The organism is Planomonospora sp. ID67723, from assembly GCF_015711605.1.
Lineage (GTDB): Bacteria > Actinomycetota > Actinomycetes > Streptosporangiales > Streptosporangiaceae > Planomonospora_A.
This window is the reverse complement of sequence record NZ_JABTEZ010000004.1, coordinates 181072-194072: the sequence shown is the minus strand read 5'-3', so window position 1 is coordinate 194072 and position 13001 is coordinate 181072. Positions and strand designations below refer to the sequence as shown.

Here is a 13001-nt window from a genome sequence, read left to right as displayed (position 1 = left end):
ATCACGAATTCACGTGATTTCGTGGACCCGATGCCTGTCCGCACCCTGGGAATCGTGAAAGCCATCCGCTACCACGCCTACGGCCCGCCCGAGGTGCTGCGACTGCAGGACGCCGACATACCCGCCGTCGGGGCCGACGACGTGCTGATCCGCGTACGCGCTGCTTCCGTCAACCCGCTGGACTGGCACAACATGCGGGGCGAGCCGTACTTCGTCCGTCTGCAGATGGGCCTGACCCGTCCCAAGCACACCGCCCTGGGCGCCGACCTAGCGGGCGTCGTCGAGTCGGTGGGCCGCGACGTCACCGCCTTCCGGCCGGGGGACGAGGTCTACGGCGGCTGCGGCCTGGACCTCGTACCGGGCACGACGGGCCTGGCCGAGTACGCCTGTCTGCGTCAGAACGGCATGCTGTGCAAGATGCCGGGCGGGCTGACGTTCGAGCAGGCCGCGGCCGTCCCGGTGGCGGCGCTCACCGCACTCCAGGCGCTACGTGACAAGGGCCGGGTCCGGCTCGGGCACCGGGTGCTGATCAACGGGGCTTCCGGCGGCGTGGGGACGTTCGCGGTGCAGATCGCCAAGGCTATGGGGGCGGAGGTGACCGGGGTGTGCGGCACCGGCAACACGGAGCTGGTCCGCTCGATCGGCGCCGACCACGTTATCGACTACACCAAGGAGGACTACACGCGTGCCGGGAAGCGGTACGACGTGGTGCTCGACCTGGTCGCCAATCACGGCATCCGGGCGATCCGGCGGGTGCTCGAGCCCACGGGTGTCTTCGTGGAGGGCGCGCCGTCGAAGGGGCAGTGGATCGGGCCGGTGCTCGGAATCGTCAAGGTCATGGTGACACCCCGGACGACGTTCTTCCTGTCCCACCCCAGCGCCGACGATCTCACCGTCATGAGCGAGCTCATCGAGTCGGGGAAGGTCACTCCCGTCATCGACCGGACTTACTCACTGGATGAGACCGCCGAGGCCGTCCGTTATCTCGAACGGGGGCACGCGAGGGGCAAGGTCGTGGTCACCGTATGAACACCTGTCGGCGGAGGGTGCGCGGAGCCCGCCGGCTCTGTCCCGGGACCCCGCTCTTTCCACGACGCCTCTATGCAGAACGACTCGCTGGTAGGGCTTGGTCAGGTCGCTTGAAGCCCGCGATCCCTGGTCAGCGGTGCGAGCATGGAGGAAGGGGCCGTGCGAGCGCGTTCGTCATCGCCTTTCGCTAGAAGGTGTTGTGGATCTCGGGGGTGTTGAAGTCCCTGCTGGCCGCTCGCTCGATGAGCCTGACCCGGCCGAATACTTCGTCGACGCGGTTGCCGGGGCTGTTGTCCTCGTTGAGCTGGTCGGGGGACACAATGGTGCTGAACCCGGCGCTGAGCCCGAATTCCGCCGTGGCGATGACCGTGTCTCTGTCTAGGGGGACGGCGAAGAGGAACTGCTTGGGTTCGTTGGATGAGTCGGATCCGAACACCCTGCCCGTGAACGGGTCGCCAGGGCGATCGATGATCGCCTGTGCGTCCTGCTGGCTCATGTGCACGTCGATCCCGAGGGTGACCTTGTAGTTCCCGTCGTCGAGCGGGTAAATGGTCAGGCACACGTTGTGGGTGGGCCGGGTGGTGCACGCCCGCTGCTCGGCGAAGGCGGGCCCCGCCATCACGACGATCGCGGTGACGGGCGCCAAGACGACGCCCAGCGCCCGCAGGAGGCGGCGTTTGGTGCGGTCACGGGATGCGGGTTTGCTGGTGGCCATGGTGGTCTCCTCGTGGTCTGGCACCCTCATCAGGAGGTGGCGCCCTGTGGATGTTTGATGGTGGAGCGGTACGAAGAGCACCGCGCCGCTCCTGGTTTCCTTCGAGCTGATTTCCACCATTTGACTTCGAGGCCCAGCCCTGCACATCCGTGGTCAGTACGGAACTCTCGTCAGTGGTGAGGGCCATACCCGCATCTATCGAGGCACCGTCGATGTCGCCTCAGGCAGGAGCCGGCCTCTGCCACCCGTCTCCGTCGAAGGCTTTTGAACCGTGGGTCCAGCACTGGCTGCAGGCCCACCGCCGCCGATGCCGCCATCGAAAGAGCCCAGGTCAGAGGGAGAGCAGGTTGGTGAGTGGCGTCCGGTGTCCCGTCACCCGGACTCCGGGGGCAGGGCTCTGTCCAGCCCGGCCCGCCAGACCACTCCCGGCGGGATGATGGGTGCGGCCAGGCGCTCGTAGTGGGCCGGCCTGCACCGGCGGCCAATGGTGATCCCAGCCCCGTCCCGCCAGCTCCACCCGGATCCCGTGGGTGAGCGCGGCGTCGACCGTGTCCAGCAGGTCCCCGCGCTCCCGCAGCCGCTCCAAGCGCTGGCGGATGCGGGTGCAGGCCTCAGCCCGCAGCGCGGCGTCAGCGCCGGGCGTCGGTTCCGTCCCGGCCAGCAGCTCGCCGGCGCGGTTCTTCTCGGCGGTCAGGAACGCGCGCAGCCGCTGTAGGGTGCCGTGCGCGACCCGGGCCACCGCCGGCGTGGTCCCGCTCATGATCGGAACTGTAGCGGGCCGCACCTCAGCCGATCGATCCGCCGTAATGCCACACATCCGGATCACCGCCGGCCACCGGTTCGTAGACGGCCCGGGCGTCGTGTCCCGGCACGGTCATGTACGCGCCGCCGATGAATCACCGCAACTATGCCTGGATGAGCTGGATCATCCATCGGCCCGCCGGAAGCACCAGCACGAGTACGGCGATGAGCGCCGCCGCCCGCAGGCTCCAGTGGGCCTGCCACACCTGACCGATCAGGAAGAACACGCTGTTGCCGAGTAGGTACAGGGCGATGGCGAACAACCACCGCGGAATCCAATCGAGCAGCGCCCCGAGGAACATGGCTCCACAACCGGCGAAGGGGATCGACCACAGCGCGATGCCGCACCATCCCGGTACCTTGAGCGCCCACAGAACGGCGCCGTCCAAGGCTGCCCCAATCCCGCCGAGAGCAGCCAGCGTCAGTAGGGCGACGGCGAACGAGCAGAAGAACCCGTCCCACCCCCGAGCACACCAGGATCTTCCCAAGGAGTCCCCGAGAGCAGCCGTCGGTTCGAGCAGCGAGACCACGACAAGTCCCGCGGGGACGGCTCCGAGAGCCACTCCCGTCAGTTCGCGTGTCATGACGGCAGCGTCCGTCTCGGACGGGCCGGCCGCCAGAGTACGTGAGCTCCGTTGAACTACTCAGGTCGTCCGCACACGGCACACAACGGAGGCCTCAGGAGACGTGGTGCCCGTTCGGCGGGCCTGCGTTACCGCGGCCGGCTGCGAACCTTGGGGCGGCCGACGCCGCCATGCTCCGACCGAACAAAATCGGCAGGCCGTACAGTGGAGGAGGCCCTGTCCATGATCGGCCATCCTGGCTCGATCACCCGGTCTGCGCACCCGGGTTGGGCATACCGTGTTCGCCGTGCACGATCCGTTTCCCGGCCTGCCCGACAGCGATCCTCAACGGGTGTCCTGGGCATGGCAGGACTGTCAGGATACGGCCGGATACGGCTATCCCTACCGGACGCTCTTCCTGTACGGATATAGCTACGTGCAGGACTGCTCATAGGGGCAGACCAAGTACGGCAGACAGAACCCGTTGCCCCTGTTTTCGGGACCAGGACTCCGGCTGACGCCGGATTGCGTTCCAAGTCTCTCTGACCCCGACACGTGGCCGGCCTCCGGTGGTGATTCGGAGGCCGGTTTGCCCTCCTCAGGCGGCGGTGAACGGCCTGGTAGGCGCGGCGCTCGTGTACTTCCGCCCGCAGTTCGAGTGGAACACCATCCCGTCCCGGCTGCCGCTGCGCGTGGCGACCGCCATCTGCAAGGACGCCACCTTCGGCGCGGCGTCTTGGTGCTCGGATACGGCGTCTGCCGGAAGCGGGCGCTCGCTCCTTCGCTGGGCCTCAGGTGATCCTGAATGGGTCATTCCGCCTCGCGGGCGCACTCACCCTAGATCGGCCAGCACCGTCTGCAGCTCCAGGGCCAACTGCCGGACTCCCTCCGGATTTTCGATTGCCACCTGTCGCACCACCCGCAGATCGAACACCCGCACGACAGCCTGCAGCTTCCTCAACGCGGGATGGTGCGATGCGCACTTCTGTCGATGTCCGGACGTCGGATTGTGCCAGTGGGCGTCTCAAGTATGCGAGGGCCCAGCTTGGTCTGGTAGGCCCACATGGCGAGTTCGACGCGGTTCCGGGCTTCGAGCTTGGCCATGAGACCGGCGAGATGGAACTTGACCGTACTCATGCTGATGTGCAGGTCCCGCGCGATCTCGGCGTTCGTCTTGCCCCGCGCGACCTCGGCCAGCACGTCTTCCTCCCGGTCGGTCAGGGCCTGAACCGGCTGGGCCGGTGTGGCGGTAGGGCCGCTGGTGGCGAACGTGGCGAGTAGCCTGCCGGTGATGGCCGGGTCGATGAGTGCATCACCCTGCACGGCGGCGTGGATCGCCTCGACCAGCTGGTCCGGTTCGGCGCCCTTGAGCAGGAAGCCGCGGGCGCCCGCCTTGAGGGCTCCGTAGATGTACTCGTCGGTGTCGAACGTGGTGATCACGATGACGGCGATCGGATTGGAGATTTCCGGTCCGGCGAGCAGACGGGTGGCCTCGATACCGTCCAGGACGGGCATCCGGATGTCGAACAGGCACACATCCGGCCGCAGTTGGCGGGCGAGCGCGACGGCCGTACGTCCGTCGGCCGCCTGCCCGACCACCTCGATGCCGGGCTGGCCCGGACGATGCCCTGGTCGTCGGCGATGAGGACGCGGATGGTCATGTCGCCGCGCCTTGGCGGGGAAGGACGGCCCGGACGATCCAGCCGCGATCCGGATTCGGTCCGGCGGTGAACGTGCCACCCAGGAGCGTGATGCGTTCGGTCATGCCGACCAGCCCAAATCCGGACGGACCAGCGGCAGACGCGATTCGGACGCCGTCGTCGCTGACCGTCAACTGGACATCGGTAGCGCTGCCGGTCACCTCAACCCTGACTCGGGTCGCCTGCTGGGCGTGGCGCTGGGCGTTGGTGATCGATTCCTGCGTCACACGGTAGAGGGCACCCTCGACGGCTGGCGGGAGGTTCGTCAGATCACCGTGCAGCTCGACGTCGATGCGCAGCGCCTCGGTGCTGTCAGCGGCGATACCTTTGATATCGGCGATCCGACGCTGGGGAACCAGAGGCGGCTGCTGCTGGCGGTCGCGCAGTGCGCTGACCATCGTGCGCATCTCCGCGAGCGTCCGGGCCGCCTCGCGGTTGATGGTTTCGAGGGCTTCCGTCGCTCCGCTCAGCGACGATGACCGGGCAAGGAACAAGCCTGCCTGTGCCTGGATCGCGATTGCGGAGACGTGGTGAGCCACGGTGTCGTGCAGCTCCCGAGCCAGCTGTTCGCGTTCCTGAAGCTTGGCCTGCACGATCAGCTGTCTGCGGGCGATGGTCCGGTAGCGCACGGAGGCCCCGAGGGCAGCGGCGAAGAGCACCATGGCGATCCCGGCGGTCGTCTCGGCGAACCCGGGGAAGTCGACGCTGACAATGGCGGCCAGTCCCACCGCCATGGCCGCCATCCCGATGGCTACATCGCGGCCGGCACGCCAACGCAGAAGCGAGTAGGCCAGCACGAACACCACCCATCCGCTGTGCAGGGCCACGGGTTCGGTGCCCACGACGAACGTGGCGACGTCGAGGACCGCGAACCCTCCGAAGGCGAACACTACGACGGGCAACGGATAGGCCCGCCGGACCAGGACCGCGAGCGCCAGGCCACACCCGAATGCAACGGCTACCGGTCACCAGACCAGGTCTCGGAAGGCTGCTTCAAACACGAGCACGGTCAACACCAGCGCAGCGAGGGCCCAGTCACGCCAGGTGTACGGCGACGGGCGCCGCACGGCGGCCCGCAACGTCGTCGCAGCGTTCGACACGACTACCACAGTAGCGATCGGGCGTTCCCCGCGAACCCGCCGCGCGACCAGCCGCTTGCCTGGCCAATGAGCCAGGGAAGCGTCGGCCACAGGACTCGGGCGTCCCGCCGCCGGTACGACTGAGACTGGGACCGGCCACCGCTACGGGCTACGAGAAGGAGACGACCCGTGAACGGAAATCAGGCGAGCGAACTTCTTGACGCCAAGGTCGACGTCAAGGTCGTGCTCTGCGGCTTATGGGTCACCACGTTGTTGGTGTTCGCCTACGTCGACATCTTCGGCTTCTACCGCGCTGATGTGATCAACGGAGTGCTCGCCGGCGAGGTGTCCGGCACCGAGTTCGCGATCGACCAGACGTTCCTTGCGCTCACGACGCTGTACATCGTCGTCGCGGCGTTGATGGTCGTCGTCTCGCTGCTCGCCCAGGCGCGGGTCAACCGGATCGCCAACATCGTGGTCAGCCTGTTCTACGTGGTAACCGCAGCGGCTTCGCTCATCGGTGAGAGCTGGGTCTACTACATCGTCGGAACCCTGATCGAGATAGCGCTCCTGATGGTCATCACATGGGTCGCTTGGGCGTGGCCGACGGCACATAGATAAACTTCTCTCTCCCGATGGGTGCCTCCTGACTCGTCGATCTGGCGCTGCCCACGGCTGCGCGGCGCGTTGATCGCGCCACCATCGCCAAGGACTGTCCTTCCAAGGCCCGGACTCCAACGCGGTGAAATGCGCACCTTTGCCGAGCAGGTCCCAGCACTGACCCAGCGCCATGCTCGCCGCACCCGGCTGCTTCGCAGCGTGCTGGAAACCGTCGCGCTGGCTCTGGCCGGTCGCGCCGGCACACGATTGGTGCGTGTGCTCGGCTTGACCGCCAGCCGTTCCACTCTGATCCGGCTAATCCACGCCCTGCCCGATCCCCAGATCGGCCAGATCACCGTGCTGCGCGTGGACGACTTCGCCATCCGCCGCGGCAACAGCTACGGCACCGTCCTGCTCGATATGGTCACTCACCGGTCCATCGACCTGCTGGCCGACCGCCAGGCCACCACCCTGGCCGACTGGCTGCGCCAGCACCCCGACGTCGAGGTGATCTGCCGCGACCGGACCAGCGCTTATGCTGAAGGCGCATCCATGAGCTGAAAGCGGCTGGCCACAGCCTGCGCAGCATCGCCCGCCAGCTTGGCATGAGCGGCCGCACCGTGATCCGCTACGCCCATGCCGCCACGGCTGAGGATCTGCTGTGGGGTCAGTGGACCACCAAGCCCAGCATGGTCGATGACTTCAAGCCCTACCTGCACCAGCACTGGCACGAAGGCGAACGCAACGCCACCCGGCTGCTGAAGGAAATCACCGCACTGGGCTATTGCGGCAGCTACGCCGCGCTCAGTGACTATCTGCGCCCCTTGCGCGCACCCCACCCTGTCGCACCGCCGACTCCTTCGGCCCGCAAGGTCACCGGCTGGATCACCACCCACCCCGACCGCCTGGAGGAATCCCTCCATCTGCAGCTCAAGGCTGTCCTGGCCCGCTGTCCTGAGCTGGCCGCGCTCAGCAAACATGTGCGTTCTTTTGCCATCATGCTCACCAAGCGCCAGGGCCAGGATCTTCCGGCCTGGCTCGCCGCAGTCGAGGCCGATGACCTGCCCTCCCTCCACGGCTTCGCCAGCGGCTTAGAGCGCGATCTTGACGCCGTTACCGCCGGTCTCACCCTGCCGTGGAACTCAGGTCCAGTGGAAGGTCACGTCAACCGGATCAAGATGATCAAACGTCAGATATTCGGCCGAGCGGGCTTTGCCCTCCTCCGCAAGCGCGTGCTCCTCACCCACTAGTGATCGTCACCCGCAGTCACCGCTTCACGGACTTTGATCCAGATCCGGTTCTCACAGGCAAAGCCAACGAGTGGTCCTTGGTCGAGCCTCACCTGCCGCTGGGCGAGCGAGGCCCCGCGGAGTACGGGCCGCGGTACCGGACCGTAGCGACATCGGTTCGGGAGAAAGGGTCCCTGCCGAGGCGCAGAGAGTGGGAGCTGGAGGCTACTGCTCGAATGCCGCGATCTGGACGCGACCCGCCTGCGCACCCGCTCGCGTGTGCATGAACACCCGACTACGCCGTCAGGTTTGACTGAAGGTCCGCCGGTATGCGCCGGGTGTGGTGCCGAGATGTGCCCGGAAACGGCGGCGCAGGTTGGCCGCCGAGGCGAGGCCGACCCGGGTGGCGATGGCTTCCACCGGGAGGTCGGTCTGTTCCAGCAGTATCCGTGCCGCATCAAGGCGTCGGCCGAGCAGCCACTGTCCCGGGCTGGTGCCGAGCTGTTCGGTGAACCGCCGGGCGAGGGTTCGGCTGGACAAGCCGGCGCGCTCGGCGAGGTGGCCGAGGGTCAGCCTGGTGTCGAGGTGGGAGGTGGCCCACTCCAGCAGCGGCGCCAACGACTCGTCCGTCCTGGCCGGTGCGGGCTGTGCGGCGTACTGGAGCTGGCTTCCCTCGCGGTGCGGCGGCAGGACCATGCGCCGGGCGATCTGTGCGGCGTAGGCCGCCCCGTGGTCGCAGCGCACCAGGTGCAGGCACAGGTCGATGCCCGCGCCGGTCCCGGCACTGGTCGCCACGTCACCGTGGTCCACGAAGAGCACGTCCGGATCCACCGGCACCTCGGGGAAGGCGGCGGCGAACCGGGCGGCGCTGCGCCAGTGGGTGGTGGCGCGGCGGCCGTCGAGCAGTCCGGCTTGAGCCAGGACGAACGCCCCCGTGCAGATCGCGACAATCCTCGCACCGCGCCGGTGGGCGCCGCGCAGCGCCTCGATGACATCCGGCGACACAGGCGTGTCGGGAGGCTGGCGGCCGGGGACGATCACGGTGTCCACCTCCTGTAGAGCGGACAGCCCCGCCTCGACGAGCATCGTGTAGCCGGCGCCGGTCGGCAGAAGTCCCGGGTGCTCGGCGCAGACCCGGAAGCTGTAGCGGGGCGGCGCGTCCGGCGGGGCGATACCGAAGACCTCGAACGCACAGGCCAGTTCGAAGGGCGACTGCGGCGGGGTGAGCAGGGCCACCACGCGATGAAGCGACATGGCAAGAATGTATCCAAGGGTGTCATTCAAGACTCTCGGCCGGAAGACCGGCCTCGGCCACAGTGGGCACATGAGCGAAATCACCGAATCGACGGTGCTGCGGACCGAGATCCAGGTCGACGGCGAGTCGGCCAGCTACCTGACCGTGGAGCAGAACGGCCCGGCCGTGCTCCTGCTGCACGGAACCTACTGGAGCCGGGTCTGGCTTCCGGTGATGGACCGTCTGGGCGCGGCGGGGCTACGACCCATAGCGGTAGACCTCCCCGGACTTGGGTGCTCGGGAGGCGAACTCACCCTGGAAACGGGCACGGTCCCAGCCCTCGCGGACTGGGTGGCGCGCTTCGCCTCCGCGCTGAAGCTCTCGGGGCCGATCGCCGTAGCGGGTCATGACATCGGCGGCGCCGTCGCTCAGCACCTCCTCGTCCACGATCGGCTGGAGGTGTCCCGGCTGGCATTGGTCAACTCGGTCACGTACGACTCCTGGCCGGTCCCCAGCGTGGCCCGGTTCCGAGACCCGGTGGTCGTCGCCGCAATCACCGCCGAGGAGATTCTCGCCGCCCGCCGGCAAGCCGTGACACAAGCGCTGGCCGGTGCCGCCACGGAACAGCGGATCACGGACTATCTGGACCCGTGGACCGATGCGCGGGTTCGCCGCTCCTGGATGGCCATGGTGGGCGCAGCCGACAACCGCTACACCCGGGATATCGTCCCCGCCCTGCGACAGAACACCACACCCAAGCTGCTGATCTGGGGCGAGGACGACGGCTTCCAGAAGGTGGAGTACGCCGAGCGGTTCGCCTCGGAGATCCCGCACACCACACTCATACGTATCCCGGATGCAGGACACATCCCCACGGAGAACGCGCCCGGCCAGATCGCACGCGCACTCGCTGACTTCTTCACGGCATAGGGGCTGGGTGGGCGGTAGATGAACTGCCGTGGGGTGCCACCGGTCGGATCGCGCTGCTCGGCGACGCCGCACACGCAATGAGCCTCGACCGCCGCACATGGCACTGGCGCTACGGGCAGCATAAGCCTCCCTGATACTCCGTGCAGAAATCATCATTGGTGCTTAACTCATCGACAGAGCAGAATGCCCATGTCTGGTTCCACAGGCCCTCAGGCCGATGCCGCACGTCATCCCCGCGAACATCTGACTTTGACGCCTTCTCCGGAAGCTTTCCGCAGGGCCAGAGCCGACGGAAATGAGCGCCTGCGCGGCAGCGGCTCGTTGTTCGAATCCTTCTTCTCGTTGGACGGAGCAGCGTACGCGCCCGGCGCCCTGCCCGTCTCGGTCAAGGAACTGCTCGGCCTCGTGGTGTCCGTGATGAAGGACTGCGAGGAATGCGTTTACTACCACCTCGAACGATGTGACGAAGAGCGGGTCGCTCGTGATCAGGTGCTCGAGGCGCTGCAGATCGCCCTTGTAGGAGGCGGGTCGGTCACCATTCCGCTCCTTCGCCGGGCCGTCTCTTATATGGAGAAACTCCCGAACCTCGGCGAAGGGAAAGCGTGAGTGAAGTTCAAGTGGAAGTGAGGGTACTTCCGGCGGCCCTGGGATGAAGATCGTGGGGATCAGTACGCGAGCTGGGGCACGTCCATGTTCTACCTGGCGCTCGAGGACGAGGGGTACGCCTGTCTGCAGGTCGAGTCGTACGCCGATGGCACGGTGATCGCCTACGACGCCGAGTACGAGGAGGACTCGTACGGCGGTCCGACCTGTGCGCAGCTCGACCTTGAGGAATTCGCGCCGTACGAGATCGGCAAGGCTGAGTCCGGGCCCGGGCCCACCCCTCCCCCGCTAAGGGCTGTCTGGGGTTCGGATCTAGGTGTGGCCCGGTGGCGGGCCGGACGGGGCTGGTAGAACTCGCACGTGGCGCGCTTTGATGTGACCGATGCCGAGTGGGCGTTGATCGAGCGGTGTCTGCCGGTGGCGGCCACCGGGCCGCTGCCGCGGCGGGCACGGGATCAGTTCAACGGGATCCTGTGGCGGTTTCGCACCGGGTCCGGCTGGCGTGATGTCCCCGAACGCTACGGGCCCTGGTCGACCATCTACTCCCGGTTCAACGCCTGGGCCAAGGCCGGGGTGTTCCAAGGGCTGATGGACGCGCTGATCGCCGAGGCCGCATCGCGCGGGCAGGCCGGGTTGGAGCTGGTCAGCGTGGACTCCACGATCGTGCGGGCGCATCAGGAGTCGGCCGGGCTGGCCGTGGCCGGGGAGACGCTGGATGCGCTGGAGCAGGCCCTGACCGAGGAAAAGGGGGCTGCGCTGCCGCAGCAGCCGCCATCCCCGAAAAGAAGGACCAGGCCGCCAACCGCAGGAAGAAGGGCAGCCGGGGCGGCCGGCCCGTCGGCTACGACACCGGCCTCTACAAGGAGCGCGACACCGTTGAACGCTGTTTCCAGAAGATCAAGACCTGGCGCGCTCTGGCGACCCGCTACGACAAGGCCCCGGAAAGCTACGAGGCCGGGCTCTACCTCCGAGGCTCGGTCATGTGGCGGAAGCTCCTCACCTCAACTGCATGACCCGAACCCCGAACAGCCCCTAGTGCCGCGTTCCTCAACGGGTATTGGGATTGTCACCGCTCAGTCGCCCTGACCAGGGGAATCCTTCCTGGCAGGAGGGTTCTGCCATGCCGAAACTGCTGCGCGCCCAAGCACCGCGACGCGGTTCAAGCTACGAGCAGGCGGAGACCGAGATCTGCCGCGTCGAGGTCGGCGAGGTCGCTGTTGCGCTCGGCCCACCGGCCGGAGGCGAGATCGTCGCCGAGGCTTCGCACCGCCCGCTGCTCGGCCTCCGGCCCGACCCTCGTCCACACCGACATCGCACGACGCACGTGATCCTCCAGATACGCCGATGGTCGGCGCCAGTACGCCTCGAACAGGCCATCAGCACAGTCCCACGGGATGGGCACCAGCTCAGTGCGGGCGCCGATCGCGTCGGCCATGCCAGCAAGCGAAGGAAATTCCGCGAGGACGGCGGCGAACTCGGGCAGGTAGTCGCGGGTAAGCCAGAACCGGTCCTGCCATCTGGGCTCGTCGGTGTCGAACGTGAGCACCACCACGCGGTGGGCCACGCGCCGCATCTCGCGCAGCCCCGCTATCGGGTCCCCCCAGTGGTGAACGGTGGAGACGGCCATCGCGACGTCGAAGGACCGGTCCTCGAACGGCAGGCTCTCCGCGGCGGCGGCCACGCACGGCGCCGCGTCGGCAGGCCGCTGCCCCCGCATGACCGCCGATGGCTCCACCGCGATCACGTCGCGATCGGCAGGCTCGTAGGAGCCGGTGCCGGCCCCGACGTTCAGCACCGTCTGCGCATCCCCGAGCGCGTCCCAGATCTGCGCGGCGATCCGCGGCTCGGTACGCCGTGTCGCGGTGTAAGCGCCGCCGATCGCGTCATACAGGCGTGCACCGAGCATCTCCAGTTGCTCCTCCGGTGTCACTTTCAGTCCCTTCGCCCGTGCCTCGAGTTCCCTGTCGATGGCCGCCACCATGGCGTCAGCGCGATCACGCCGCTCCAGCAGCAGGCCGCGCAGTTGGCGCAGGTGCGCGACCGCGTCGGTGGACGGGTCGTCGACCAGTTCCGCAACCTCCCGCAGCCCGAAGCCCAACCGCCGGTAGGCCAGCACCTCTCGCAGCCGTCCCACGTCGCCCGCCGAATAGGCCCGGTACCCGGCTGCGGTCCGCGCCGACGGCCGGACGAGCCTGATCTCGTCGTAGTAATGCAGCGTGCGGACGCTCACGCCGGCCAGCTCGGCCACGTGTCCCACGGTCCAGTGATCCTCCACGGCACCGACTATGCAGCCTGACGCCACGTGAAGGTCAAGAACCTCGCACACATGGCAGCAAGGGCCGAACACGAAGCAGCGGTCCGAGGCGCTACCCGCGACCCGCCTACATGGAGCGCTACGCCGCCACCCTGATCAAGCGCGGCGCCGAGGTGGAGACCTGCGGTGAGAGTGGCGGTGAGTCCACCCGCTGGCCCGGCGCAGGCTGTGGCCCTCGTGGCCCTGATCGGAGGACTCACCGCC

Annotated in this window: 16 protein-coding genes and 1 pseudogene; 8 read left to right on the top strand and 9 right to left on the bottom strand. The window is 67.6% G+C overall.

What is annotated here, in order from left to right; genetic code table 11:
- Positions 1 to 54: 54 nt before the first annotated feature.
- A complete protein-coding gene (locus tag HS041_RS27525) occupies positions 55 to 1029 on the top strand; it encodes an NAD(P)-dependent alcohol dehydrogenase (RefSeq protein ID WP_307845496.1) in 975 nt (324 codons plus the stop codon).
- A 187-nt stretch (positions 1030 to 1216) separates the two neighbouring features.
- Here HS041_RS27525 and HS041_RS27520 read toward each other — a convergent pair whose 3' ends face one another.
- The 7 genes from HS041_RS27520 to HS041_RS39485 form a co-directional block, all read right to left on the bottom strand.
- Positions 1217 to 1744, bottom strand: a complete 528-nt coding sequence (locus tag HS041_RS27520; protein ID WP_196443749.1) for a hypothetical protein — start codon at positions 1742 to 1744, stop codon at positions 1217 to 1219.
- A 331-nt stretch (positions 1745 to 2075) separates the two neighbouring features.
- Positions 2076 to 2504 carry a hypothetical protein gene (locus HS041_RS27515; protein ID WP_196443748.1) on the bottom strand — a complete coding sequence of 143 codons (429 nt, stop codon included), beginning with the start codon at positions 2502 to 2504 and terminating at the stop codon, positions 2076 to 2078.
- A gap of 145 nt (positions 2505 to 2649) precedes the next feature.
- Positions 2650 to 3129: a hypothetical protein gene (locus HS041_RS27510; RefSeq protein ID WP_196443747.1), complete on the bottom strand. Its 480-nt coding sequence runs from the start codon at positions 3127 to 3129 to the stop codon at positions 2650 to 2652.
- A gap of 811 nt (positions 3130 to 3940) precedes the next feature.
- A complete protein-coding gene (locus HS041_RS39490) occupies positions 3941 to 4069 on the bottom strand; it encodes a hypothetical protein (protein ID WP_255530085.1) in 129 nt (42 codons plus the stop codon).
- The gene (locus HS041_RS27505; RefSeq protein WP_307845495.1) at positions 4066 to 4707 is read right to left on the bottom strand and encodes a LuxR C-terminal-related transcriptional regulator; all 642 of its coding nucleotides are present in this window, start codon (positions 4705 to 4707) and stop codon (positions 4066 to 4068) included. The genes HS041_RS39490 and HS041_RS27505 overlap by 4 nt, the downstream gene beginning before the upstream one ends.
- Positions 4708 to 4765: 58 nt before the next feature.
- Positions 4766 to 5698: a sensor histidine kinase gene (locus HS041_RS27500; protein ID WP_196443746.1), complete on the bottom strand. Its 933-nt coding sequence runs from the start codon at positions 5696 to 5698 to the stop codon at positions 4766 to 4768.
- A 75-nt stretch (positions 5699 to 5773) separates the two neighbouring features.
- Positions 5774 to 5908, bottom strand: coding sequence for a hypothetical protein (locus tag HS041_RS39485; protein WP_255530084.1), 135 nt, complete (start codon positions 5906 to 5908; stop codon positions 5774 to 5776).
- Between the two features lie 168 nt (positions 5909 to 6076).
- Here HS041_RS39485 and HS041_RS27495 point away from each other — a divergent pair, with 168 nt between their 5' ends.
- The 3 genes from HS041_RS27495 to HS041_RS27485 all read left to right on the top strand — a co-directional run bounded on the left by HS041_RS27495 (position 6077) and on the right by HS041_RS27485 (position 7737).
- Positions 6077 to 6508 (top strand): DUF6326 family protein, encoded by a 432-nt coding sequence (locus tag HS041_RS27495; protein WP_196443745.1) that lies wholly within the window; start codon positions 6077 to 6079, stop codon positions 6506 to 6508.
- A gap of 126 nt (positions 6509 to 6634) precedes the next feature.
- On the top strand, positions 6635 to 7048 hold the full coding sequence (locus HS041_RS27490) for a transposase (RefSeq protein WP_196443744.1): 414 nt from the start codon (positions 6635 to 6637) through the stop codon (positions 7046 to 7048).
- A 44-nt stretch (positions 7049 to 7092) separates the two neighbouring features.
- Positions 7093 to 7737 carry a transposase gene (locus tag HS041_RS27485; RefSeq protein WP_196443743.1) on the top strand — a complete coding sequence of 215 codons (645 nt, stop codon included), beginning with the start codon at positions 7093 to 7095 and terminating at the stop codon, positions 7735 to 7737.
- A gap of 282 nt (positions 7738 to 8019) precedes the next feature.
- Here the strand turns inward: HS041_RS27485 and HS041_RS27480 are convergent, their stop codons facing one another.
- On the bottom strand, positions 8020 to 8970 hold the full coding sequence (locus HS041_RS27480; RefSeq protein WP_196443742.1) for a GlxA family transcriptional regulator: 951 nt from the start codon (positions 8968 to 8970) through the stop codon (positions 8020 to 8022).
- A 70-nt stretch (positions 8971 to 9040) separates the two neighbouring features.
- Between HS041_RS27480 and HS041_RS27475 the strand changes: the two genes are divergently transcribed.
- The 4 genes and pseudogenes from HS041_RS27475 to HS041_RS27460 all read left to right on the top strand — a co-directional run bounded on the left by HS041_RS27475 (position 9041) and on the right by HS041_RS27460 (position 11496).
- Entirely contained in the window at positions 9041 to 9880 is an 840-nt protein-coding gene (locus HS041_RS27475; protein WP_196443741.1) for an alpha/beta fold hydrolase, read from the top strand.
- A gap of 189 nt (positions 9881 to 10069) precedes the next feature.
- Positions 10070 to 10486, top strand: a complete 417-nt coding sequence (locus HS041_RS27470) for a carboxymuconolactone decarboxylase family protein (RefSeq protein ID WP_196443740.1) — start codon at positions 10070 to 10072, stop codon at positions 10484 to 10486.
- 84 nt (positions 10487 to 10570) lie between these two features.
- Positions 10571 to 10834 (top strand): hypothetical protein, encoded by a 264-nt coding sequence (locus tag HS041_RS27465; RefSeq protein ID WP_196443739.1) that lies wholly within the window; start codon positions 10571 to 10573, stop codon positions 10832 to 10834.
- 9 nt (positions 10835 to 10843) lie between these two features.
- Positions 10844 to 11496: pseudogene (locus HS041_RS27460) on the top strand (IS5 family transposase).
- A gap of 146 nt (positions 11497 to 11642) precedes the next feature.
- Here the strand turns inward: HS041_RS27460 and HS041_RS27455 are convergent.
- Entirely contained in the window at positions 11643 to 12731 is a 1089-nt protein-coding gene (locus HS041_RS27455; RefSeq protein ID WP_196443738.1) for a MerR family transcriptional regulator, read from the bottom strand.
- Between the last annotated feature and the right edge of the window lie 270 nt (positions 12732 to 13001).

Coding starts and splice junctions, on each gene's coding strand:
- HS041_RS27520 (WP_196443749.1), bottom strand. CDS start 1,744: ATGGCCACCAGCAAACCCGCATCCCGTGACCGCACCAAACGCCGCCTC.
- HS041_RS27515 (WP_196443748.1), bottom strand. CDS start 2,504: ATGAGCGGGACCACGCCGGCGGTGGCCCGGGTCGCGCACGGCACCCTA.
- HS041_RS27510 (WP_196443747.1), bottom strand. CDS start 3,129: ATGACACGCGAACTGACGGGAGTGGCTCTCGGAGCCGTCCCCGCGGGA.
- HS041_RS27490 (WP_196443744.1), top strand. CDS start 6,635: ATGCGCACCTTTGCCGAGCAGGTCCCAGCACTGACCCAGCGCCATGCT.
- HS041_RS27485 (WP_196443743.1), top strand. CDS start 7,093: ATGAGCGGCCGCACCGTGATCCGCTACGCCCATGCCGCCACGGCTGAG.
- HS041_RS27480 (WP_196443742.1), bottom strand. CDS start 8,970: ATGTCGCTTCATCGCGTGGTGGCCCTGCTCACCCCGCCGCAGTCGCCC.
- HS041_RS27475 (WP_196443741.1), top strand. CDS start 9,041: ATGAGCGAAATCACCGAATCGACGGTGCTGCGGACCGAGATCCAGGTC.
- HS041_RS27470 (WP_196443740.1), top strand. CDS start 10,070: ATGTCTGGTTCCACAGGCCCTCAGGCCGATGCCGCACGTCATCCCCGC.
- HS041_RS27465 (WP_196443739.1), top strand. CDS start 10,571: ATGTTCTACCTGGCGCTCGAGGACGAGGGGTACGCCTGTCTGCAGGTC.